We start from the raw sequence: 23,171 nt of genomic DNA on the forward strand, positions 1-23,171 counted from the left end.
GGCTTGCCTGCGATGAGGCCATCAGCAACAACACAAGGAAACAGCATCTGTACCCGAGCACTTAAACGCGCCGCCTGCCTGGGCGACGCGGTTCCATAAAAACAACAGCGAGGTGAAAGCATGTCTGGTAATCGTGGTGTCGTGTATCTCGGCAACGGCAAGGTCGAAGTACAGAAAATCGACTATCCCAAAATGCAGGACCCCCGTGGCAGGAAGATTGAGCACGGCGTCATCCTGCGCGTGGTCTCCACCAACATCTGCGGCTCCGACCAACACATGGTGCGCGGCCGCACCACTGCCCAGACCGGCCTGGTACTGGGGCATGAAATCACCGGCGAAGTGATCGAGAAGGGCAGCGACGTCGAGAACCTGAAGATCGGTGACCTGGTGTCGGTGCCATTCAACGTGGCGTGCGGCCGCTGCCGCTCGTGCAAAGAACAACACACCGGCGTGTGCCTCACCGTCAACCCGGCCCGTGCCGGTGGCGCCTACGGCTATGTCGACATGGGCGACTGGACCGGCGGCCAGGCCGAATACGTGCTGGTGCCGTATGCCGACTTCAACCTGCTGAAACTGCCGGACCGCGACAAGGCCATGGAGAAAATCCGTGACCTGACCTGCCTCTCCGACATCCTGCCGACCGGCTACCACGGCGCCGTCACTGCCGGCGTTGGCCCAGGCAGCACCGTCTACATCGCAGGCGCCGGCCCTGTTGGCCTGGCCGCTGCCGCCTCCGCCCGCCTGCTCGGCGCAGCGGTAGTGATCATCGGCGACGTCAACCCGATCCGCCTGGCCCACGCCAAGGCCCAGGGTTTTGAAATTGCCGACCTGTCCAAAGACACCCCACTGCACGAACAAATCGCCGCCTTGCTGGGCGAGCCGGAAGTGGACTGCGCGGTAGACGCCGTAGGCTTCGAAGCCCGTGGCCACGGCCATGAAGGCGCCAAGGCCGAAGCACCGGCCACCGTGCTCAACTCGCTGATGGGCGTGGTGCGTGTGGCGGGCAAAATCGGTATCCCTGGGCTGTACGTTACCGAAGACCCAGGTGCTGTTGATGCTGCCGCGAAAATGGGCAGCCTGAGCATTCGCTTTGGTTTGGGCTGGGCCAAATCCCACAGCTTCCACACCGGGCAAACGCCGGTGATGAAGTACAACCGCGCACTGATGCAGGCGATCATGTGGGATCGCATCAACATTGCGGAAATCGTCGGTGTGCAGGTGATCAGCCTGGATGACGCGCCACGTGGGTATGGCGAGTTTGATGCGGGTGTGCCGAAGAAGTTTGTGATTGATCCGCATAAGATGTTTAGCGCAGCGTAAGGCTTGGGGCAAATAAAAGGGCGACCTGTGGGTCGCCCTTTTTGCGTCTGGTGTTTAGGCCTGTAGGCGTCGGCTGATCACATCCAGCAAATCACAGCCATCACGCAACGGAATGGCGCAGAGCAGGGCGAAGTCCTGGAGCACGAGGTTGTCGGTGTTCAGGCCTTCGCGAAACGCCAGGTTTTCCATGACTTGGGTGACGGCGCGAATGCGGTAGACGGCGGCGTCGTGGAGCACGTCGAGCGGGACTTGGGTGTCGATGAGCAGGGAGGGCGTGGTGGCGTCGTGGCCGGTGAGCGGCATGTATCGGTTCATGTTTTAACCTTTATTTCAGAGAGTGAGGCTACCACTCACACGTCGCCAAACGAATGGGTGGCAGCTGTACGCAGGTTGGCGAACCGGTGAAATAAAGCAAAGGCCGGCAGACCCGAAGGTCTCCCGCGCACAGCCGCCATAAAGCAGCCTTACGCGTGCAAAAGCACCAGCAAAGGAGCAGGTGCTTTTGCATGCATTATTTCAATCGAGTCGCCAAACCCGTGTCGCCATATGGACGACCGCCGAACTATAAGCGCCATCCTCCGCCGGGAGCAAGTCGCTCGGCCAATGAAGCTCAAATGTGGGAGCTGGCTTGCCTGCGATGGCGGCGGGCCAGTCAACTTATCCTTGGCTGACCCACCGCCATCGCAGGCAAGCCAGCTCCCACAGGTATTGAGTTGTGTCAGCGAGTGGCCAGGGCGCCTTGGTACAGCACGGGGCCGGTGGGTTGTCCGGTGGGTGAGCCGCCTTGTGGCTCCAGGCTGACGGCGAGGGTCGCGGGTGCAGTCAACAGCGCCTGCTGTTCCTTGCTCAGCTGGATTCGGCCTTTACCCGAGCTCGGCACCAGGCCCAGGGAGACGGGTTTGCCACCGGCCGCAATGACCCACAGTTCCAGGGCGCGCGTCGGCTCTACAGCCGCCAACGTCAGCGGCTCCACTTGCAGATGATCGCCAAACGCCTGGACCTGCAACGCCGGTTGCTGGTTGGCCGCGACCAGCGTGGCGTTGTATTCGGCGCCGATATCACGCTGATACAGCACGCCCACCAGCACTGCGACAACTACCGCACAGGCAGCGGCCAGCAGGCGAAAACTCATCCAGAACGGTTTCTTCGCCGGCACGTGCAGCACTTGCGGCTCAATGCGTGCCTTGATGCCTGCCCACACATGATCCGGCACCGGCCGCTCGGGCACGGCGCCAGTCAGGCTGGCGAGGGCATCCTGCCAATGGCCGAGTTCGACGCGCAGCGCGGCATCGTCCAGCAGCAGGTTTTCAAAGCGCCGACGGGCAGTGGCGGGCATCAGCCCGATGGCGTAATCGGCAGCGAGGGCGCGGCGCAGGGTGGTGGTTTGGTAGTTCATGATTCAAGGCACCTGCGCAGGCGCTCCATGCCGCGGCGAATCCAGGATTTGACCGAGCCCAGGGGCGCCGCCAAGTGGTCGGCCAGTTCCGAGCACGACAGGCCCTGGAAGTAAGCCACGGTAATCGATTGGCGTTGCATGCCGTCGAGGGTGTCGAGGCAGCGGTTGAGGGCGCGGGCTTCGCGCTCACTGTCGAGCTGTTCGTAGGCGCTGGGGCTGTCGTCGAGCATGGCGTCTTGCTGGCCCTCAGCTAATGGCTGTTCGCGGTGTTTGCGCAATTGGTCGATGGCCAGGTTGCGGGTGATGTTGACCATCCAGGTCATCGGCGCGGCCAAATGGGCCTCGTAGCGCGAAGCGTTGTACCAGATACGCACAAAGGCCTCCTGCAGCACTTCTTCGGCCAGGTCTGCGCGCCCCATGAAACGAAACGCGACACCGTGCAGCCGTGGCGAAACACTGCGGTAAAGGGTCTCGAACGCCTGTCGGTTGCCCAGGGCACATTGGGCCAGCAAGGGCTGCAACGGGTCAGCATCATGAATGGAAATAGGGCTTCTCCAGGCTCTCGTTCGAGGGCGACGGGACTGCGCACGGTAGGCAGAGGGTAGTCCAGCTTGAGCATTCATTCCATCCGACTCCGGGCGGCGCTTGTGGGATATACGCGCGCGGGGAACATTTGGATGCAGATTTTTCTGAACTAATCTGCAGGTGGGAACATTCCTTCGGGACTGTCAGTCAAACGCCTGCTTTTAGCTCCTACATTCAGAGGTTGTCTTGATGAAGATTTCACGCGGTTTTGCCCTGTCCTGCCTGTTGACCGTGGCCGCCAGCCCGGTGTTTGCCGCAGGTTTCAGCCTCGGTGACGTGGCCAATGCCGTCTCCGGTGCCCAGGGCAGCAACAACAAGGCGGCGGCTGCGGCGCCTAGCTCTGAGACCGCCGGCCTGCTGAGCGCCTTGACCTCGCAACTGAACATCACCCCCGAACAAGCCGTGGGCGGTACCGGCGCCATGCTGGGCCTGGCCAAGAACAAACTGAGCGGTACCGACTACTCGCAACTGGGCAAGAGTGTGCCGGGCCTGGATCAACTCTCGGGCAGCAACTCCCTGGGCAGCCTCGGCGCGTTGAGCGGGATGCTCGGCCAGAGCGGCGGCAGCAAGACCAGCGGCCTGGACGGGTTGTTGGGTAACGTGAAGAGCACCAACGACCTGAACACCGCCTTCAGCGCGTTGGGCATGGACAGCGGCATGGTCAGCCAATTTGCCCCGGTGATCCTCAAGTACCTGGGCGGCCAGGGCGCCAGCGAATCGGTACTGGGCAAGCTGGCCTCGGCCTGGGGTACTGGCAGCTAAAGCGACTCTGCGCGCAGTTGTGCGATGCGCGCATCCTTCTCCATCCAGAGCTGGTTCACCCAGTTCTGGACGGTCTGGCGAAACGCCGGGTCATTCTCGTAATCCCCTTGCCACAACGCCGGGTCCAGCTCACGGGTGCGGATATCAATGATCACCTTGGGCACTGTGCCGCAGATCAAGTCCCAGAACCCCGGGATCTTCTGCTGCGGGTAGACCACCGTCACGTCGAGGACCGCGTCCAATTGCTCACCCATGGCCGCCAGCACAAACGCCACGCCACCCGCCTTGGGCTTGAGTAAGCGGGCAAATGGCGAATCCTGCTGCTTGCGCTTGGCCTCGCTGAACCGTGTGCCCTCCAGATAATTGACCACCGTCACCGGTTGGCGCTTGAACAGCTCGCACGCCTGCTTGGTGATCTTCAAATCCTGGCCCGCCAGTTCCGGGTGTTTGGCCAGAAAGGCCTTGGTGTAGCGCTTCATGAACGGGTAATCCAGCGCCCACCAGGCCAGGCCGAGGAAGGGCACCCAGATCAGCTCTTTTTTCAGGAAGAATTTGAAGAACGGCGTACGCCGGTTGAGCGCCTGGATCAGCGCGGGAATGTCGACCCAGGATTGGTGATTGCTGATCACCAGGTAAGACGTATCGCCGCGCAGTTCGTCGCCGCCACGAATGTCCCATTGGGTGGGGATGCACAGCGCGAAAATCAGTTTGTCGATCTCGGCCCAGGTCTCGGCGATCCACATCACGGCCCAAGAGGCGTAGTCGCGAAAGCGGCCGGGCGCTACCAGCTTGAGCAGGGCAAACACCATCAACGGGCCGAACAGCACCAGGGTGTTGAGCAATAACAGCAGTGTGACAAAACAGCCGGTGAGCAGGCGGCGCATAAGTAACTCTTGGAGTCGGGTGGACGGGCCATGATAAGCAAGCTGAGTCTAGAGGCCAAATCGCAAATTGCTGCACGAATGTGAGCTGACGCGGAGCGTCCAGAGCTGCATTCCCACGCAGAGCGTGGGAACGATCTAACTAAACAACGCTTTTGCGGTCTAGAATCCGCCTACTTCTTTCCAAGGAAATCACTTCGTGAAACTGCTCCTTGCCTTACTCGCCCTGGCTGCCGTGCCTGTCATGGCCGCCGAACCGACCCTCTACGGTCGCTACGAATACATCCAACTGCCGGAGATCGGCCAAACCTTCAAGGCCAAGATGGACACCGGCGCGCTGACCGCTTCGCTGTCGGCCCGCGATATCGAAACCTTCCAGCGCGATGGCGACGACTGGGTGCGCTTCCGCCTCGGCGGCAAGGACGCCAGCGACAAGGTCTACGAACACAAAGTCTCGCGCATCAGCAAAATCAAAAGCCGCGCCGATGAAGACGAGGACAAGGACGAAGCCACCGTGGCCAAGCGCCCGGTGATCGACCTGGAAATGTGCCTGGGCAACGTCAAGCGCACCGTCGAGGTCAACCTCACTGACCGCAGCAGTTTCAACTACCCGTTGCTGATCGGCGCCAAGGCCCTGCGTGAGTTCGGCGCGGCGGTTAACCCGGCCCGTCGTTACACTGCCGACAAACCGGACTGCTGATCGAGCCTATGCCGCACATCCTGATTGTCGAAGACGAAGCGGCGATAGCCGACACGCTGATCTTTGCCCTGCAAGGCGAGGGGTTCACCACTACCTGGCTGAGCCTTGGCCAGGAGGCGCTGGCGCATCAACGCCAGACGCCTGCCGACCTGATCATCCTCGACATCGGCCTGCCGGACATCACCGGCTTTGAGACGTGCAAGCAACTTCGCCGCTTCAGTGAAGTGCCGGTGATGTTCCTCAGTGCGCGCGACGGCGAGATTGACCGGGTGGTGGGCCTGGAGATCGGCGCCGACGATTATGTGGTCAAGCCGTTCAGCCCACGGGAAGTGGCGGCGCGGGTTCGGGCGATTCTCAAACGCGTCAGCCCAGGTGCCGCGCCGGCCGTGTTTCAGGTCGACCTGGAGCGCATGCAGATCAGTTATCGCGGCCAGGCTTTGAGCCTTACGCGGCATGAATTCCGCCTGCTGCAAAGCTTGCTGGAGCAGCCCGAGCGGGTGTTCAGCCGCGAGCAATTGCTCGACGCGGTGGGCGTGCCGGCCGATGCCGGCTACGAGCGCAATATCGACAGCCATATCAAAAGCCTGCGCAGCAAACTGCGGGGCATTGCGGCGGATGCCGAGCCGATCCAGACCCATCGTGGCCTCGGCTACAGCTACAGCCCGAGCCACAGCTGATGCGCCTGGGGCTGCGGATCTTCCTGGTGTATGCGCTGTTTATCGGCCTCACCGGTTACTTTGTGCTCAACACGGTGATGAAGGAAATCCGCCCCGGCGTGCGCCAGTCCACCGAAGAAACTTTGGTGGACACGGCGAACCTGCTGGCTGAGATCCTGCGCGATGACGTAAAAAATCATACCCTCGGCCAAAGCCACTGGCCTGAGTTGCTCAAGGCCTACGGCAATCGCCAGCCCGGCGCGACCATCTGGGGCCTGCCGAAAAACCAGGTTAACCACCGCATCTACGTGACCGACGCCAACGGCATCGTGCTGCTCGATTCCACGGGCGAAGCGGTGGGGCAGGACTATTCACGGTGGAACGACGTGTACCTCACCTTGCGGGGTGAGTACGGCGCCCGGTCCACCCGCAGCGAGCTGGACGATCCCACTTCGTCGGTGATGCACGTGGGCGCGCCGATCCGCGACAAAGGGCAAATCATCGGCGTGGTAACGGTGGCCAAGCCCAACAGCTCGTTGCAGCCTTATGTGGATCGCACCGAGAACCGCTTGCTCTGGTACGGCGCCGGGTTGGTGGTTTTGGGCCTGCTGTTGGGCGCATTGCTGTCGTGGTGGCTGAGTGTGGCGCTGCATCGGCTCACGGCCTATGCGCAGGCGGTGAGCGAAGGTCGACGGGCCGAGTTGCCACATTACCGTGGCGGCGAACTCAAACAGCTGTCCACCGCTGTGGAGCACATGCGCACGCAGCTGGAAGGCAAAGCCTACGTCGAGCATTACGTGCACACCCTGACCCACGAATTGAAAAGCCCGCTGGCCGCCATTCGCGGCGCGGCGGAATTGTTGCAGGGCGATATGAGCCGCGAGCAGCAGCAGCGTTTTATCGGCAATATCGACAGCGAAAGTGCGCGCTTGCAGCAGTTGATCGAGCGGCTGCTCAACCTTGCCCAGGTGGAGCAGCGCCAGGGTTTGGAAGAACAGACCCGCATGCCGTTGGCGGCCCTGGTCGACGAGGTACTCAAGGCTCAATGTGCACGAATCGAAGGCGCCGGCCTGCAGGTCGAACAGACGATAGCGGCGGACGTGAAGGTGTTCGGTGAGCCTTTCCTGTTGCGCCAGGCGCTGGGCAACCTGCTCGATAACGCCTTGGACTTCACACCGCCCGGCGGCACCTTGCGATTCAGCGCACAGGCGCAGCATAACGACGTCCAGGTCAGCCTGTTCAATCAGGCTGCGCCGATTCCCGACTACGCTTTGCCGCGCTTGAGCGAGCGTTTCTACTCGTTGCCGCGCCCGGTCAGTGGGCGCAAAAGCACCGGCCTGGGCCTCAATTTTGTCGAAGAAGTGATGAAGCTGCACGGCGGCGCATTGCAGATCGGCAATGTGCAAGGCGGCGTGCAGGTGGTGCTGCATCTCCACACAGTCTCCACAGTGCCCACATAAATCTCCCACAGGCGCGGTTCACGCTCTGCCCATCCAAACAGGGAGAGCCCCATGAACCGAAGCCTGCTGTTCAAACTTGGCGCCATTGCGCTGCTGATGCTGCTGTTGCTGATTCCGCTGCTGATGATCAACGGCATCATCAGCGACCGCCAGCAACTGCGAGACGGCGTATTGATGGACATCGCCCGCAGCTCCAGCTACAGCCAGCGCATTACCGGCCCGGTCATGGTAGTGCCCTATCGCAAGACCGTGCGCGAGTGGAAACTCAATGAAAAGCTCAACAAACGCTACGAGGAAACCCGTGAAGAGCGCGGCCGTCTGTATTTTTTGCCGGACCGCTTTGAACTCGACGGCAAGGTGCAAACCGAACTGCGATCGCGTGGCATCTACCAGGCGCGACTGTTCCATGCAGACAACCGCATCAGTGGGCGTTTCGAGTTGCCAGCGCAGTTGGGCATTACAGAAAACTTTGCCGATTACCGTTTTGAGCCTGCGTTTCTGGCGGTGGGTATCAGCGATATTCGTGGCATCGAAAACGCCCTGAAGCTTGAGCTGGGCAGCCAACGGCTGGCGTTCTCGCCAGGCTCGCAAGTGGACTGGTTGGGCGAGGGCGTGCATGTGACGCTGCCCGAGCAGGACAGCAAACAACCGGGCGTGGTGGACTTCGCTTTTGACCTGCGCCTGCAAGGCACCGAACAGTTGCAAGTGGTGCCGGTGGGCAAGACCAGCCAGGTGTCACTCGCGTCCAACTGGCCGCACCCCAGTTTTATCGGCAACTTCCTGCCGGCGCAGCGAGAGGTCACTGACAAGGGCTTCAGCGCCAATTGGCAGACTTCGTTTTTCTCCACCAACCTCGAACAAGCCTTGCAAACCTGCCTGGATCGCCAGGGCTGTGAAGACTTCAGCAACCGTAGCTTTGGCGTGAACTTCATCGACCCGGTTGACCAGTACCTCAAGAGCGACCGCGCGATCAAATACGCGCTGCTGTTTATCGCCCTGACGTTTGCCGGTTTCTTCCTCTTCGAAGTACTGAAGAACCTCGCGGTACACCCGATTCAGTACGCGTTGGTGGGCTTCGCGTTGGCGTTCTTTTACCTGCTGCTGTTGTCGTTGTCCGAACACCTGGGCTTTGCGTTGGCCTACCTGATCTCGGCGAGTGCCTGTGTATTGTTGATCGGCTTTTATGTGTGCCATGTGCTGCGCAGTGTTGTGCATGGCCTGGGCTTTTCGGTGGGGTTGGCGGCGTTGTATGGCTTGTTGTACGGGCTGCTGAGCGCTGAAGATTACGCGCTGCTGATGGGCTCGCTGCTGCTGTTCGGGCTGCTGGGTACGGTGATGGTGCTGACGCGCAAACTGGATTGGTATGGCGTGGGCAAGCGCAAAGGTCGGGAGGTGGCGCAATGATTGGGTTGCGTGAAGATCAGCAGGTGTGCGCGCAATTGGTCGGAAAAATCAATGCGTTATTTTATGCGGCAAATGGGCTGTGTGTGGCAAGCGGGCTTGCCCCGCGCTGGGCTGCGCAGCAGCCCCATAACCTGCCACAGGGGCGTTTCTGGTACACCGCGTTTTGCTTGACTGGGGCCGCTTCGCGGCCCAACGCGGGGCAAGCCCGCTCGCCACAAGGGAGCGTGGTTCACCCCGTTAGAGCGGTGGCTGAGTCTCCAGCATGGAAGCCCGTTGGCTGACCTCGGCATACCAGTCGGCAAGCTTGGGGTTGCTGGCGCGCCATTGCAGGTCGGGGTGGCGAAAGTCCAGGTAACCCAGGGCGCAGGCCACGCTGATGGCGGCGATGTCGAAGTGGCTGGCCAGTTCGGCAATCGCATCGCTTTCCAGCTCGGCGAGGGTGCGGTGGATCTTGTTGCGCTGCTCCTCCAGCCATTGGTCCCAGTGTTTTTCTGCCGGGCGCATGGCGGTCTCGTAACGCACCAGCACGGCGGCATCCATGATGCCATCGGCCATCGAGGCGAGGGTGAGGCGGCGCCAGCGGGCCGAGCCGTCACGCGGGATCAGCGGGTTGCCGACGTGCTGGTGGTCGAAGTAATCGAGGATCACCCGGCTGTCGTGCAGCACCGAACCATCGGCCAGGCGCAGGGCCGGGATCTTGCCCACGGGGTTGTCCTGCACCACCTGTGCGTCGGGGTTGACCGGCGTCGGCATGCAGCCATGCAAGGCCACGCGGTGCTGCTGGCCGGTCTCGATCAGCAGCACGCGGACTTTGCGAACAAAGGGTGACGCGGGGTTGTGAAACAAGGTCATGCTGGGCGCGGACATGGGCATTCCTCGGAAATGGCAGGGCTAGCCTAGTAGGATTGTGGTTGTTTTTGAAGGCCCTATCGCAGCGGTGCGACGACTCGACAAGCCAGCTCCCACACTTGACTGCGTACACACATCAACCTGTGGGAGCTGGCTTGCCTGCGATGAGGCCTTCAGCCACGCCGCTTAAGCAAGGCCCAAGCCCCAATGGCAGCAGGAATACCCAACCCCACCCAACTCAACGAATCCCACAGCCCGTCACCCAACAGCGCCGCAAACAACCCGGCAGCGCTGAGCAGGCCAATCCCCAGCGGAATGCCGAATACCTTCCAGAAACTCGATTGGCGCGGCTTCATGACTTGGCCGCCTTACGCCGCACAATCCACAGGTAAACACCGCTGCCCAACACGATGATGGTCAGTACATCCAGCACCGCCCAGAGGATCTTCATCGGCATGCCGCCATAGTCGCCAAAGTGCAGCGGCTGGGACATGCCCATGGCGTCCATGTACCACGGCCGTTCGGCGATGGCGGTGACGGCCAGGGTGCTGGCGTCGATCAGCACCGGCGTGAGCAGGTGTGAGGTCAGATGCGTGCTGCCCTTCATGAACACCGCGTAGTGGTGTTCGCTGGAAAAGCGCGTACCGGGGAAGGCGATAAAGTCCGGCTCCATGCCGGGCGCGGCCTTGGCGGCGATGCTCAGCAGTTCGGTGGCCGGTGCGCGTTGGGTCAGCGGCGGCGCGTTTTTGTACGGCTCGATCATGGCGCTGAGGCTGTCCTGGCGCCAGGCGGCGATGATCAAATCGGCGCAGGCGCTGATCACGCCGGTGACACCCACCACCAGCGCCCAGGTCAGCGTGACCACGCCGATCAGGTTGTGCAGGTCGAGCCAGCGCAGACGGGTGGATTTGTCTTTACGCACGGTGGCGAACTTCAACCGGCGCATAAACGGCAGGTACAGCACCGTACCCGAGACAATTGCCACCACAAACAGAATGCCCATGAACGCCAGCAGCAACTTACCTGGCAGCCCGGCGAACATATCCACGTGCAAGCGCAACAGGAACAGGGTCAACCCGCCATTGGCCGCCGGGGTTTCCACGGCCTCACCGGTGCGCGCATCCAGCATGAAGGTGTGGGACGAGTTGGGCTCGGTGCCGGCCGTGGCAGCCATGATCGCGATCACACCGTTTTTGTCGTCTTCGTCCCACGCCAGGTACTGCATGGCCTCGCCGGGGCGATGAGCCTGGGCTTTGGCCACCAACTGCTCAAGGTTCAGCTGCGGCGTGTCGGCGGGCATCTGTGCCAGTTCCGGCTCGTTGCCCAGCAGGTGGTCGATCTCGTGGTGAAACACCAACGGCAGGCCGGTGAGGGCGAGCAGCAGCAGAAATACCGTGCAGATCAGGCTGGTCCAGGTGTGGATGAAGGACCAGCGGCGGATGGTTTTGCTTTTCATGGTTCATCCAAATGCAAAAGGGCCACGGCGTTGCCGTGACCCTTGGGTGACCGTGTCAGTGGTTTACCACTTGTAGTTCACAGCCGCCACGACATTGCGTTCATCACCGTAGTAGCACCAAGCGCCGTCGCAGGTCGACAAGTAGTCCTTGTTGAAGATGTTCTTGGCGGTGACATCCACCGAGACACCAGCAAGTACTGGGTTAAGGCGGCTCAAGTCGTAATGCACTGCAGCGTCATACACGGTGTACGAACCTACGTGGCCGTTGGCTGTGTTCGCAGTGTTGCCGTAGGTGTCGCCCACATAGCGCACGCCAGCACCAACGCCGAAACCATCCAATACACCCGAATGCCAAGTGTAATCAGACCACAGCGACGCCTGATTACGTGGCACCAACTTCATGCGGTTGCCCTTGTCGTCCCCCTTGAGGATTTCGGTGTCGGTGTACGTGTACGAGCCCACCAGTTTCAGGTTGTCGGTTACTTCAGATGTGGCCTCCAGCTCCAGGCCACGCACGCTGATTTCGCCGATCTGGCTGGTGATGTTGTTTTGTGTCACCGAAACGTTTTGCTGGCGCAGGTCAAACACGGCTGCGGTCAGCAGGGTTTTGCTGCCTACTGGCTGGTACTTCACACCCACTTCAGTCTGTTTGCCCTGGGTCGGCTTGAACGATTCCGTAGCGCTCGCACTGGCGCCAGCAGTGGGCTGGAACGACTCGGTATAGGAGATATAGGGCGTGATGCCTGAGTCGAACACATAGCTCAGACCTGCGTTGCCACTGAAGGCCTTGTCGCGTTGCGTGTTGGTGGCGTCATTCAGGTTGAAGAAAGTGGTGCCGGTGTGAATCCAGTCTTCACGGCCGCCCAAGGTCAGGCGCCATTTTTCCAAAGCGATCTGGTCCTGTACGTAGAGCCCTGTCTGCACGGTTTTCTGGTTGTAATCGTAGAACGTGAACGGAGCGCCAGCCGGGCGTGGCTGGTTATAGATCGGGCGGTTCGGATTAATGCTCGCCGCACTACCTTCGACCCAGTGGTAGTCGGTGTTGGAGCGCTGGTGGTCCAGGCCCAGCAGCAGTGTGTGGCTTAGGGCCCCGGTTTGGAAATCGGCTTGGAAGTTGTTGTCTACGGCCAGTTGGGCGATGTCTTCATCCACTTTGTCGTAGATACGTTTCAGCATGCCATCTGCACCTACGGCAGTGTCGCCGTAGCTGGAGTAGGTAGTGTTGAAGGCTAGTTCGCTTTTGGTGTAACGCAGGTTTTGCTTGAACTGCCAGGTATCGTTGAAACGATGGTCGAAGGCATAACCGAGGGCGTAGTAGGTGCGGTCGTAGTAGTCCTGATCCGGCTCGCCAAGGTTTTTGTGATGCGAAATCTTGCCTGCTGGCGACCCCAGTTTAGTGCCTTGCAACGGCAGGAACTGGCCACTGATACCGGTATCGTCGCGGGTAAATTGCGAGAGCAGGGTAAGGTGGGTGTCGTCGTTGATATTCCAGGTCAGGCTCGGCGCGATGTTATAGCGCTTGTCTTCGATATGGTCGATGGGCGTGCCGCTATCACGCACCACACCGTCGACGCGGTACAGAAATTGGCCTTGATCATCGATCTTGCCGGTGCTGTCGAAGCTGATTTGCTTACGGTTGTTGCTGCCGACTTCGGCGCGTACAGCGTTGCTGCTTTCCGCTCGTGGGCGGCGGCTGACCATGTCTAGCATCCCGCCCGGTGGCGTTTGACCATATACCGAAGAAGCAGGGCCGCGCAGTAGAGTAATGCGGTCCAGGTTCCAGGTTTCCTGTTTTGGGTTGGCATAGGAGCCTTTTGGCAGTGGCAGGCCGTCCAGGAACTGAGTGGGTTCGAAACCACGTACCCGCAGCCAGTCGGCACGGGAGTCGCTGCCATAACTGCTTGCGATCACACCGGGCATGTAGCGTACGGCGTCATCCAGGTTCTGCACGCCACGGTCTTCCATCTGAGCACGGGTAACCACAGACATGGAGCGCGGTGCCTCAATGATCGGCGTATCCGTTTTGGTGCCTGCCGCGGTGCGAGTCGCGACATAGCCATCCACCGGTCCCCACGCACTTTCATAGCTGCCTGCGCCAATGATGCTGGTCTCTGGCAACGCCACGACACCTTCCGGGACAGGCACCAGCGTAAACGTCCCGGCACTGCTTTGCTCCAATTGCAACCCGGTGCCACGCAACGCCTCGCGCAACGCGGCCTGGGCATCGAATTGGCCTTTGACCGGTGCTGAGGTCTTGCCCGCTGCCAGCGAAGGGTTCAGCGTCAGGGCCAGGCCCGACTGGCTGGCGATCTGGTTCAGGGTGCTCGCCAATGGCGCAGCCGGCAGGTTGTAGGCGCGCACGTTGCTAGCCTGTTCGGCGGCGATCAGCGCGGTGCTCGTCAGCGGGGCGCTGAGGGCAATGGCCATGGCTAACAGGCTGGGGCGCAACAAGGTGTCTAGCGTGCGGGACATGGGGCGGCTCCTGAATGAAAATATTTCTCAATTGCCTAGGTGCCGGATGAGAATCAGAAAGTGATAGGGCTGGGTGAAAATATTTTTTTGAGGTGGCTTTGAGGGCCTCATCGCAGGCAAGCCAGCTCCCACCTTTAACGGTGTTCACAATTCCAAAGGTGGTAGCTGGCTTGCCTGCGAAGGCGATCGGCCAGGCACTGAAAAACCTAAGGCTTAGCCTTCACGGTCACCCACCACGGCGTGTGCTGCTCGATCTGCACCGGCAAGGTCGGCAGCAGGGCATTCAGCGCCAGGGTGGTGTCGTGCAGCGGGAAGCTGCCGGTGATGCGCAGGTCGGCCACGGCTTTATCCACGCCCAGGTAGCCGGTGCGGTAACGACTCAGCTCGGCAACCACATCGCCCAGGCGGGCGTTGTCGACCACCAGCATGCCGCGTGTCCAGGCGTCTGCGGCGGGTTCGACCACCCGCGCAGGGCCGAGGCCGTCGCTGCGCATCAGCACTTGCTGGCCTTGCTTGAAAATCTGCTCCTGATGCAGCGCCTCAGGCTGGGCGGCCACGGCAGACTGCAGCACGCTCAGGCGCGTGGCGTCGCCTTCGCGCTTGACGATAAACCGCGTACCCAGGGCTCGCAGGCTGCCATCACTGGTTTTCACATAGAACGGTCGGGCATCGTTGTGGCCGGTTTCGACCAGGATTTCGCCTTCCTGCAACACGATCAGCCGGCGTTTTTCATCGAAGCGCACGTCAATGGCGCTGTGGGTGTTGAGGTTGATCAGCGTGCCGTCGGCCAGCTTCAGCGTGCGTTGCTCGCCGGTAGCGGTGCGCTGGTCGGCCAGCCAATAGTGGATCGGCACGTAACGCTCGCCGGCAAACAGCGCCAGGCCGATCACCAGCGCGATGCTGGCCAAACCGCCGCCCAACTTGCGCACGCGCTGGCGAATGCCTTGGCGTGACTGCAACAGCGCCGCCCGCGCCGGGCCAGAAGCTACGCTGAAGCGCTGGTCGAGCATGCCCAACTGACGCCAGGCGCGTGCGTGTTCTTCATCACTGGCCAGCCATTTGGCGAACTCTTCCTGTGCAACCAGGCTGCCGTCGCCTGAGCCCAGCGAGAGTTGCCAGGCAATCGCCGCATCCAGCACACGGGCCGTGACCGGTTTGGAGCCTGTCACAGCGGCTCGCCATACAGTGCGATGTAGCACTGGCGAATGCCTTGGGCCAGGTACTGGCGCACACGTGGCACCGACACACCCAGGCGCTGGGCGATTTCGGCGTGGCCCAGGCCGTCGAGGCGGTTATAGAGGAAGGCAGCGCGGGCCTTGCTCGACAGCTTGCCGAGCAGGCGGTCGATGGCCTTGAGGTCTTCGAGGATCAGTTGCTGTGCTTCGGGCGAGGGGTGTTCGCTTTCCGGGATCAGCATCAGCTCGCTGAGGTACGCCTGCTCCAGCGCCGCGCGGCGGAAGTAGTCGAACAGCAAGCCTTTGGCGATGGCCACCAGGAACGCACGTGGCTCGCGCGGTTCGCGCAGCTCGTCCCGGCCCAGCAGGCGTATGAAGGTGTCCTGGCTCAAGTCTTCGGCGCGGCTCGGGCAGGCCACATTGCGTCGCAGCCACGCCAACAACCAGCCACGATGGTCGCGATACAACGCGCCAACAAGCTCACTGTGTGGGGTTTGGACCGACGACAAGGCATCACCGAATAAACAAGGGGTTTAAACTAACGAGAATTATTCGCGATTGTGTCAGAGGCCGGGAATGCGCGCAATTGGCGTCTGTCGGACGATCGTTCCCACGCTCTGCGTGGGAATGCCTCCTGGGACGCTCCGCGTCTCGCTAGAAAGATGGTGTTTGTTTGCGCCGTGTCCATTGGCTCAAGCGCTCTTGCAGCACCTGTGGGCTGTCGATTCCCTGTTGGCGCGCACGGCTGAAAAGGATGAGCATCAGCTCTGCCGTGGCCAATGCATCGGCGCTGGCGTGATGGCGTTCGCCCACGTGCAGCTTGAAGTGGTTGATCCAGTCATCGAGCCCGGCTTCACGGATATTCGCGTCGGGGCACAACAGCGGGGCGATGTCGGCGACATCGAGGAACGGATGGGCCAACCGATAACCCAGGCTGTCCTTGAGCGCCCGGCACAGCATGTGTTGGTCGAACGGCGCATGGAACGCCAGCAACGGGCTGTCGCCGACAAAGGCCATAAAGTCCAGCAAGGCTTCGGCCGGGTCGCTGCCGGCGGCAATCGCGCTGGGGCCGAGGCCGTGGATCAACACGCTGGGGCCAACCTTGGTGTTGGCCCGTAGCAGGGTGCGCTCGAACATCTGCGAAAAATCCACCGCGCCATCCTCGATCACCACCGCGCCGATGGACAGCACTTGGTCGCGGTTGAGGTTCAGGCCGCTGGTTTCCAGGTCGACCACCACCCAACGTTGGCTGCGTAACGACCCTTCGCCCAGCAATGCGGGCTTGGGCAATTGTGCCAGCCGCTGCTGCTGAGCCGCGTCGAGCCCGGGCTTGTTCTTGCGCAGCCAACTGAACAGGCTCACAGCTGATACCGTAGCGTCAGGCTGCTTTGCAGGCGTTGGGCCTGGCGCAGGGATTCACGCAGGATGCGCCGGTCCAGGTGGTTGAGGCTGTCGGGGTCGACGCGGTTGGAATACGGCAGGTTCTCGCGGGTTTGCAGCTGATGCTGCTGCATGCGGGTTTGCTGGATAAAGTGATAGGCCTCCTCATAGGCAGCGCCATCCAGCGGATCAATGACCTCCTTGACCACCAGTTGGCGCAGGCGCTCCAAGGTATTGTTGGCGTGGATACCGTTGGCCAGGGCCAACAGGCGCGCGCCATCGACAAAGGGCGTAAGGCCCTGCACCTTGAGGTCGAGCGTGGCCTTTTCGGCGCCTTTGCGCGTCAGCACAAAGTCGCGGAAACGCCCGACCGGCGGGCGCTGGCGCAAGGCGTTCTCGGCCAGCATGCGTTGGAATAAGCGGTTATCGGCCACCTGATCCAGAATGCCCTGGCGCAGTTGCTCGCAACCGCGCTCGTCACCCCACACCACGCGCATATCGAAATAGATGCTCGACCCGAGCAGGTTCTCCGGCGTGGCCTCGCGAATAAATGCACCGAAGCGTCGCGCCCATTCGGCCCGTGACAGGCACAGCTCGGGGTTGCCGGCCATGATATTGCCCTTGCACAGGCTGAAGCCGCACAACGCCAGGCTTTGGTTGATCTGCTGCGCCAGGGGCAGCAGGCGGCCGCGGATCTCGGCGGCTTCGGCGGCGTCCTTGGCTTCAAACAGGATGCCGTTGTCCTGGTCGGTAAACAGGGTTTGTTCGCGGCGCCCTTCGCTGCCGAAACACAGCCAGCTGAAGGGCACGCCAGGGTCGCCTTTGTCGGCCAGGGTCAGTTCGATCACCCGGCACACGGTGTGGTCGTTGAGCAGGGTAATAATGTGGGTGATCTGAGTCGAGGAGGCACCATGGGCCAGCATGCGTTCGACCAGTTGGCCGATTTCACCGCGAATCGCCACCAGGTTTTCCACCCGGGGTGCGTTTCGAATGGTGCGGGCCAAGTGCACCAGGTCGACCCGTTGCAGGGAAAACAGGTCGCGCTCGGACACCACGCCACACAGGCGCTGGTCTTTTACCAGGCACACATGGGCGATGTGTCGCTCGGTCATGGCGATGGCGGCATCGAAAGCGCTGTGGTCCGGGCTTAAAAAGAACGGCGCCTGGGTCATATGGCCGGCGATGGCTTGATTGAAATCGCCGGTGCCATCGGCGACCACCTGGCGCAGGTCGCGCAAGGTGAAAATCCCCAGCGGCGCCTTGTGCTCGTCGACGATCACGATGCTGCCCACTTGTTGCTCATGCATCAGTGTCACTGCCTCGCGCAGCGGCGTGGTCGGGCTGCAGGTGACCGGGTGGCGCATGGCCAATTCACCCAGGCGGGTGTTCAGTGAATACTGGGTGCCCAGGGTTTCCACGGCCTTTTGCTGCACCTGCTGGTTGACCTGATCCAACAGGCTGCTGACTCCGCGCAGGGCAAAATCGCGAAACGGGCTGGAAAGGGCGAACAGCTTGATAAACGCCGGCTTGTTCAGTTGCAGGCAGAAGGTGTCTTCGGCGGCTTTGTGCTCGGTGCGTGTCGCACGCTCACCCAGCAACGCGGCAAGAGGGAAGCACTCGCCGGTTGTGATCTCGAAGGTGGCTTGCGTCGAGTCCGGCCGCTCGCCGACTACGCGGCCCTGCTTGACGATATAGAAGTGCTCCACCGGCCCGCCGGACGGTTTGAGAATGCTGTCGCCGGGGCCGTAGAAACGCAGCTGGCACTGTTCGACCAAGAACGCCAGGTGGGCGTTTTCCATCTGGTTGAACGGTGGGAAGCGTTGCAGGAATTGCAGGGTGCCGTGGATGTTCTGCAACACGGCGGTTTTTCCCGCGTGCGTGAAAGCATCAGCTTTACTCATAACAGTGACCGCAGTTTTTTTGTCGTTATCGTCCTGCATGGTCGACTCCCGCGCGGCGGGTGCCCATTGGACGTAAGTCTAGGTCTGGGAAAAACCATTCACGACTAGGGAAAAACCTTACATGACTATCGTCCAAACCCCGTAGAACGCCCACTAGGCAAACTTTCCGACGAAGTGCACATTGTTCGCCCTTCCGCAGATGTCTGACGAGTGTGCTGGGAGATTGAATAGAACTGCTGAGAAACGTATGTCCGACCACGATATTTTGAGTGATGCCGAGCGCGAGGCGCTGAGCGCCGTGATGCTGGAGCCCGATTTGCCGCCACAGCGGGTGTTGATTGTCGACGACGACAAGGACGCTCGTGAATTGCTTGCGGAGATCCTGGGTCTGGACGGCATTCGCTGCATGACCGCCGACAGCGGCGAGACAGCGTGGGATTTGTTGAGCTCCAGCAGTTCCATCGGTTTGCTGATCACCGATTTGCGCATGGCGCCGAGCAACGGCCTGCAATTGATTCGCAAAGTGCGCGAGTCAACCCGTGCGGCGTTGCCGATCATCATCATGTCGGGAGACGCGGAAGCGCCGGATGTGATTGATGCGATGCATTTGAGCGTGGTGGATTTTTTGCTCAAACCGATCGATAGCGTGAAGTTGGCGAAGATGGTCAAGCGGGAATTGGGGATGGCGCAGTAGCTACCGCTGGTCGGACTTCTGTAAGAACTGTCAACTTTGACAGTAGCGGTGGTATGAGCATCGCTGTTCACTTGGTTTGAGGGCGGTCGGAATCACCGCCTCAACTTACTAGAGAACAGAGGCCAGTCATGAGCACAAATGGAAGTTACACCACTGCCAATTTTATGAAGCTGGAAATCACCAAGAAAGGCAGCTTTTATAAAAGTTTTGATTCTCACGATGTTAATGTTGAAATTGCGGGCGAAGACTCCGGGCTCTACAGCTATCGGGGGGCTGATACCTTCTCTGTGTTTTTTAAGCCTCAAACTGAGGATGGGGTCGCTACTTATAAATTTGAAAGCAAGGATGAAAAATTTATTTGGACCTTGAAGGACGGTATTAGCAATAAATATTTTTTTATGAGCGGTACTTTGAAGGAAACTGTCACCCACTCCCCGAGCAAACGGTTGTATGAGCTGAATGGGATGTTTGCAGATAAGGGTGGGGTCGAATATAAAGTTGTAGGCACTGCTGAGTGGAATGATGATTTGTAATTGATTGAGTTGTTCTGTAAATATTCCAGGTTTTTTGGAATGCAGGTATCTGCGGTTTTACTGCGATATACAGCACTTTGTAAGTGCGCGAGAGGGGGCTCATTGTGGCGATTGATTAATGAGCCTTGATGAAGATAGATGTCAGACAGTTATGTTTTTTCGAACGGCAGTCCCATCGTTTAACTCATTGCATGAAGTGCAATGGCTAAAACAGTAAAGCCCTGATCTTGCGATCAGGGCTTTTTTCATTTACAGGCCGTTTTTAGCCTTGAACTCACGACGCCTGCGATGCAACACCGGCTCCGTATACCCATTCGGCTGCTTAGTCCCTTCAATCACCAACTCCACCGCCGCCTGGAACGCGATGTTGCTGTCGAAATCCGGTGCCAGCGGGCGATACAACGCGTCACCGGCATTCTGACGGTCCACCACCGGCGCCATGCGCTTGAGGCTTTCCATCACCTGGGCTTCGTTGACGATGCCGTGGCGCAGCCAGTTGGCGATGTGCTGGCTGGAGATGCGCAGGGTGGCGCGGTCTTCCATCAGGCCCACATCGTTGATGTCCGGCACTTTCGAGCAACCGACGCCCTGGTCGATCCAGCGCACTACATAACCGAGGATGCCCTGGGCGTTATTATCCAGTTCGTTGCGGATTTCTTCGTCAGACCAATCGGTGTTGCTGGCCAGAGGAATGGTCAGGATATCGTCTACCGAGGCGCGCTCGCGCTTGGCCAGTTCGGCCTGGCGGGCGAACACATCAACCTTGTGGTAGTGCAGCGCATGCAGCGCAGCCGCCGTCGGCGATGGCACCCAGGCGGTGTTGGCGCCGGCCAGTGGGTGAGCGATTTTCTGTTCGAGCATCGCCGCCATCAGGTCGGGCATGGCCCACATGCCTTTACCGATCTGTGCACGACCTTGCAGGCCGGTGCTCAAGCCGATATCGACGTTCCAGTTTTCGTAGGCACCGATCCATTTTTCCGCCTTCATGGCGGCCTTGCGCACCATCGCGCCAGCTTCCATGGAGGTGTGGATTTCATCGCCGGTGCGGTCGAGGAAGCCAGTGTTGATAAACACCACGCGCTCGCTGGCCGCCTTGATGCAGGCCTTGAGGTTGACCGTGGTGCGGCGCTCCTCGTCCATGATCCCGACTTTCAGCGTATTACGCGGCAGGTTCAACACGTCTTCGATGCGGCCGAACAGCTCATTGGTAAACGCTGCTTCTTCGGGGCCGTGCATCTTCGGTTTTACGATATAGACGGAACCGGTGCGGCTGTTCTTGCGGCTGCTGTTGCCGTTGAGGCTGTGGATCGCCGACAGGCTGGTGAGCAGGCCGTCGAGGATACCTTCCGGTACTTCGTTGCCGTCTTTATCCAGGATCGCGTCGATGGTCATCAAGTGGCCAACGTTACGCACGAACAGCAGCGAACGGCCGTGCAGGGTCACGTCCTGGCCATCCACGCCGGTGTAGACGCGGTCGGCGTTCATGGTGCGGGTGAAGGTCTTGCCGCCCTTGGCCACTTCTTCGGCCAGGTCGCCTTTCATCAGGCCGAGCCAGTTGCGGTAGATCACCACTTTGTCATCGGCATCGACGGCGGCGACGGAGTCTTCGCAGTCCATGATGGTGGTCAGCGCGGCTTCCATCAGCACGTCTTTGACGCCGGCGGCGTCGGTCTGGCCGACCGGGGTGCTGGCGTCGATCTGGATTTCGAAGTGCAGGCCGTTGTGTTTAAGCAGGATCGCAATCGGCTCGGCCGCAGGGCCCTGGAAACCGATCAGTTGTGCGTCGTCGCGCAGGCCACTGTTGCTGCCGCCCTTGAGGCTGACGATGAGCTTGCCATCCACCATCTTGTAACCGGTGGAATCGACGTGGCTGCCGGCGGTGAGCGGCGCGGCTTCGTCGAGGAAAGCACGGGCGAAGGCAATTACCTTGTCGCCACGCACTTTGTTGTAACCCTTGCCCTTCTCGGCGCCGTCGGCTTCGCTGATGGCATCGGTGCCATACAGCGCGTCGTACAGCGAGCCCCAGCGTGCATTGGAGGCGTTGAGGGCGAAGCGGGCATTCATGACCGGCACCACCAGCTGCGGGCCGGCCATGCGGGCAATTTCGTCATCGACATTTTGGGTCGAGGCCTGGAAATCTGCAGCTTCTGGCAGCAGGTAACCGATATCTTGCAGGAAGGCTTTGTAGGCCACTGGGTCGTGGGCTTTGCCTGCGTGGGTCTGGTGCCAGGTGTCGATCCGCGCCTGGAAATCATCGCGTTTGGCGAGTAGGGCTTTGTTCTTCGGTGCCAGGTCGTGGATGACCTTGTCGGCGCCGGCCCAGAACTGGTCGGCAGTGATGCCGGTGCCGGGAATGGCTTCGTTGTTCACGAAGTCGAACAGGACTTTGGCGACCTGCAGGCCACCGACTTGAACGTGTTCAGTCATTGCTTGCCTCACTCTGCGGAGCTTATGCGCTGTTTCAGATTTTCATTATGTAGTGCACGGGTGGGCATACTACATGATGACTTGCGGTTGTGAAAATTAGACTAAATACGTCGTTTAGCGACTCATTTTGGTCGTACGGTCACAGCGGAGAATCGGATGTTCTCAAAAAACTATTGGATTGTTCCAGATAAATATAAAAATGGTACACGATTTGTTCCTGGCCGCTTCCGTAGGCAATGGCTTCATGTGGGAGCGGGCTTGCCCGCGATAGCGATAGCTCAGCCAACCGATGTGTAACTGACAGGCCCCAACGCGGCATAAATATCGACACAACTTTTGAAGGCAGCCAATTTCTCCTGTGGCGAGCAGGCTTGTCCTGCGTTGGGCTGCGAAGCAGCCCCAAACTCAGACGCTGAGTTCCAACAGGAAAATTGCAGTGCCTTTACTGGGGCCGCTTCGCAGCCCAACGCAGGACAAGCCTGCTCGCCACAACAGCCCACTTGCAACATACGCCCATCGCGGGCAAGCCCGCTCCCACAGGGTGTGTGCCTATAATCGATGATCAACCCACCGAGGGCTTCGCCATGGACCATCTTGTACTCACTATTATCGCCGCCGACAAACCCGGCCTGGTTGAACGCATTGCGCAGAACATTGCCGCCCACGGCGGTAACTGGCTGGAAAGCCGCATGGCGCACATGGCCGGGCAGTTTGCCGGGATTTTGCGGGTCAGCGTGCCGACGGAACAGCGTCAAGCCCTGGTCGGCGCGCTGGAGGACTTATCCACACATGGCATTCGTGTGCTGGTGGGCGAGGGCAGCAGCGGGCAGGCCTCGGCGTCCAAATCGATCATGATGACGTTGGTGGGCAATGACCGCGCAGGCATCGTGCGCGAAATCACGGCGCTATTGAGCAAACAAGGCGTGAACCTGGCGAGCCTGAGCACGGATGTGCGTCCGGCGCCCATGAGCGGTGATCCCTTGTTTAGCGCCGAAGCGTTGTTGCAGGTGCCGGCCGCGTTGTCCCTGGATACCTTGCAGCTGTCCCTGGAAACCTTGGCCGATGATTTGATGGTGGAACTGCACCACGAGGAATAATCGGTCCACAAGGTTATGCATGG

The 23,171-nt window shown here is 60.4% G+C and carries 22 protein-coding genes; 9 read left to right on the forward strand and 13 right to left on the reverse strand.

Annotated features, from left to right (window positions below; genetic code table 11):
- Positions 1 to 120 precede the first annotated feature (120 nt).
- On the forward strand, positions 121 to 1,320 hold the full coding sequence (fdhA, locus tag HBO23_RS06265) for a formaldehyde dehydrogenase, glutathione-independent (RefSeq protein WP_017137993.1): 1,200 nt from the start codon (positions 121 to 123) through the stop codon (positions 1,318 to 1,320).
- 54 nt (positions 1,321 to 1,374) lie between these two features.
- Here the strand turns inward: fdhA and HBO23_RS06270 are convergent, their stop codons facing one another.
- From HBO23_RS06270 to HBO23_RS06280, 3 genes are all read right to left on the reverse strand, one after another.
- Positions 1,375 to 1,623, reverse strand: a complete 249-nt coding sequence (locus tag HBO23_RS06270; RefSeq protein ID WP_032865770.1) for a hypothetical protein — start codon at positions 1,621 to 1,623, stop codon at positions 1,375 to 1,377.
- A 415-nt stretch (positions 1,624 to 2,038) separates the two neighbouring features.
- Complete coding sequence (locus HBO23_RS06275; RefSeq protein WP_017137998.1) at positions 2,039 to 2,716, reverse strand: anti-sigma factor; 678 nt, start codon at positions 2,714 to 2,716, stop codon at positions 2,039 to 2,041.
- Complete coding sequence (locus HBO23_RS06280) at positions 2,713 to 3,339, reverse strand: sigma-70 family RNA polymerase sigma factor (RefSeq protein ID WP_017137999.1); 627 nt, start codon at positions 3,337 to 3,339, stop codon at positions 2,713 to 2,715. The genes HBO23_RS06275 and HBO23_RS06280 overlap by 4 nt, the downstream gene beginning before the upstream one ends.
- Before the next feature lie 151 nt (positions 3,340 to 3,490).
- Between HBO23_RS06280 and HBO23_RS06285 the strand changes: the two genes are divergently transcribed.
- Positions 3,491 to 4,063, forward strand: a complete 573-nt coding sequence (locus HBO23_RS06285) for a DUF2780 domain-containing protein (protein ID WP_017138000.1) — start codon at positions 3,491 to 3,493, stop codon at positions 4,061 to 4,063.
- On the opposite strand, the gene HBO23_RS06290 is transcribed toward HBO23_RS06285, so the two are convergent.
- Complete coding sequence (locus tag HBO23_RS06290) at positions 4,060 to 4,947, reverse strand: acyltransferase (protein ID WP_017138001.1); 888 nt, start codon at positions 4,945 to 4,947, stop codon at positions 4,060 to 4,062. The genes HBO23_RS06285 and HBO23_RS06290 overlap by 4 nt on opposite strands.
- Before the next feature lie 196 nt (positions 4,948 to 5,143).
- Between HBO23_RS06290 and HBO23_RS06295 the strand changes: the two genes are divergently transcribed.
- The 4 genes from HBO23_RS06295 to creD are packed head-to-tail and all read left to right on the forward strand — an operon-like array spanning position 5,144 to position 9,164.
- Positions 5,144 to 5,644 (forward strand): ATP-dependent zinc protease, encoded by a 501-nt coding sequence (locus HBO23_RS06295; RefSeq protein ID WP_138452293.1) that lies wholly within the window; start codon positions 5,144 to 5,146, stop codon positions 5,642 to 5,644.
- A gap of 8 nt (positions 5,645 to 5,652) precedes the next feature.
- Positions 5,653 to 6,321, forward strand: coding sequence for a two-component system response regulator CreB (creB, locus tag HBO23_RS06300; RefSeq protein ID WP_017138003.1), 669 nt, complete (start codon positions 5,653 to 5,655; stop codon positions 6,319 to 6,321).
- Entirely contained in the window at positions 6,321 to 7,760 is a 1,440-nt protein-coding gene (gene creC / locus HBO23_RS06305; RefSeq protein WP_170036878.1) for a two-component system sensor histidine kinase CreC, read from the forward strand. Before creB ends, creC begins: the two co-directional genes overlap by 1 nt.
- 51 nt (positions 7,761 to 7,811) lie before the next feature.
- The gene (gene creD, locus HBO23_RS06310; RefSeq protein WP_170036880.1) at positions 7,812 to 9,164 is read left to right on the forward strand and encodes a cell envelope integrity protein CreD; all 1,353 of its coding nucleotides are present in this window, start codon (positions 7,812 to 7,814) and stop codon (positions 9,162 to 9,164) included.
- 237 nt (positions 9,165 to 9,401) lie between these two features.
- Here creD and HBO23_RS06315 read toward each other — a convergent pair whose 3' ends face one another.
- The 8 genes from HBO23_RS06315 to HBO23_RS06350 all read right to left on the reverse strand — a co-directional run bounded on the left by HBO23_RS06315 (position 9,402) and on the right by HBO23_RS06350 (position 18,397).
- The gene (locus tag HBO23_RS06315) at positions 9,402 to 10,031 is read right to left on the reverse strand and encodes a glutathione S-transferase family protein (protein ID WP_170036882.1); all 630 of its coding nucleotides are present in this window, start codon (positions 10,029 to 10,031) and stop codon (positions 9,402 to 9,404) included.
- A 155-nt stretch (positions 10,032 to 10,186) separates the two neighbouring features.
- Positions 10,187 to 10,369, reverse strand: coding sequence for a hypothetical protein (locus tag HBO23_RS06320; protein WP_170036884.1), 183 nt, complete (start codon positions 10,367 to 10,369; stop codon positions 10,187 to 10,189).
- A complete protein-coding gene (locus HBO23_RS06325; RefSeq protein ID WP_058420528.1) occupies positions 10,366 to 11,469 on the reverse strand; it encodes a PepSY-associated TM helix domain-containing protein in 1,104 nt (367 codons plus the stop codon). The genes HBO23_RS06320 and HBO23_RS06325 overlap by 4 nt, the downstream gene beginning before the upstream one ends.
- A 63-nt stretch (positions 11,470 to 11,532) precedes the next feature.
- Entirely contained in the window at positions 11,533 to 13,941 is a 2,409-nt protein-coding gene (locus HBO23_RS06330) for a TonB-dependent siderophore receptor (protein ID WP_170036886.1), read from the reverse strand.
- Between the two features lie 206 nt (positions 13,942 to 14,147).
- Entirely contained in the window at positions 14,148 to 15,110 is a 963-nt protein-coding gene (locus tag HBO23_RS06335) for a FecR family protein (protein ID WP_170036888.1), read from the reverse strand.
- Positions 15,107 to 15,625, reverse strand: coding sequence for an RNA polymerase sigma factor (locus HBO23_RS06340; RefSeq protein WP_017138011.1), 519 nt, complete (start codon positions 15,623 to 15,625; stop codon positions 15,107 to 15,109). Before HBO23_RS06340 ends, HBO23_RS06335 begins: the two co-directional genes overlap by 4 nt.
- A 145-nt stretch (positions 15,626 to 15,770) precedes the next feature.
- Positions 15,771 to 16,478 carry a 3'-5' exonuclease gene (locus tag HBO23_RS06345; RefSeq protein WP_170036890.1) on the reverse strand — a complete coding sequence of 236 codons (708 nt, stop codon included), beginning with the start codon at positions 16,476 to 16,478 and terminating at the stop codon, positions 15,771 to 15,773.
- On the reverse strand, positions 16,475 to 18,397 hold the full coding sequence (locus HBO23_RS06350; protein WP_170036892.1) for a putative nucleotidyltransferase substrate binding domain-containing protein: 1,923 nt from the start codon (positions 18,395 to 18,397) through the stop codon (positions 16,475 to 16,477). Before HBO23_RS06350 ends, HBO23_RS06345 begins: the two co-directional genes overlap by 4 nt.
- A 247-nt stretch (positions 18,398 to 18,644) precedes the next feature.
- On the opposite strand from HBO23_RS06350, the gene HBO23_RS06355 reads away from it, so the two are divergent.
- Entirely contained in the window at positions 18,645 to 19,091 is a 447-nt protein-coding gene (locus tag HBO23_RS06355; RefSeq protein WP_017138015.1) for a response regulator, read from the forward strand.
- 128 nt (positions 19,092 to 19,219) lie between these two features.
- Complete coding sequence (locus HBO23_RS06360) at positions 19,220 to 19,624, forward strand: hypothetical protein (protein ID WP_170036893.1); 405 nt, start codon at positions 19,220 to 19,222, stop codon at positions 19,622 to 19,624.
- A gap of 249 nt (positions 19,625 to 19,873) precedes the next feature.
- On the opposite strand, the gene HBO23_RS06365 is transcribed toward HBO23_RS06360, so the two are convergent.
- Positions 19,874 to 22,051 carry a malate synthase G gene (locus HBO23_RS06365; RefSeq protein WP_170036894.1) on the reverse strand — a complete coding sequence of 726 codons (2,178 nt, stop codon included), beginning with the start codon at positions 22,049 to 22,051 and terminating at the stop codon, positions 19,874 to 19,876.
- A 584-nt stretch (positions 22,052 to 22,635) separates the two neighbouring features.
- Here HBO23_RS06365 and HBO23_RS06370 point away from each other — a divergent pair.
- On the forward strand, positions 22,636 to 23,148 hold the full coding sequence (locus HBO23_RS06370; RefSeq protein ID WP_017138018.1) for an ACT domain-containing protein: 513 nt from the start codon (positions 22,636 to 22,638) through the stop codon (positions 23,146 to 23,148).
- The last annotated feature ends 23 nt before the right edge of the window (positions 23,149 to 23,171 follow it).

It is taken from the genome of Pseudomonas sp. WS 5532, assembly GCF_012985445.1.
Taxonomy (GTDB): domain Bacteria; phylum Pseudomonadota; class Gammaproteobacteria; order Pseudomonadales; family Pseudomonadaceae; genus Aquipseudomonas; species Aquipseudomonas edaphica.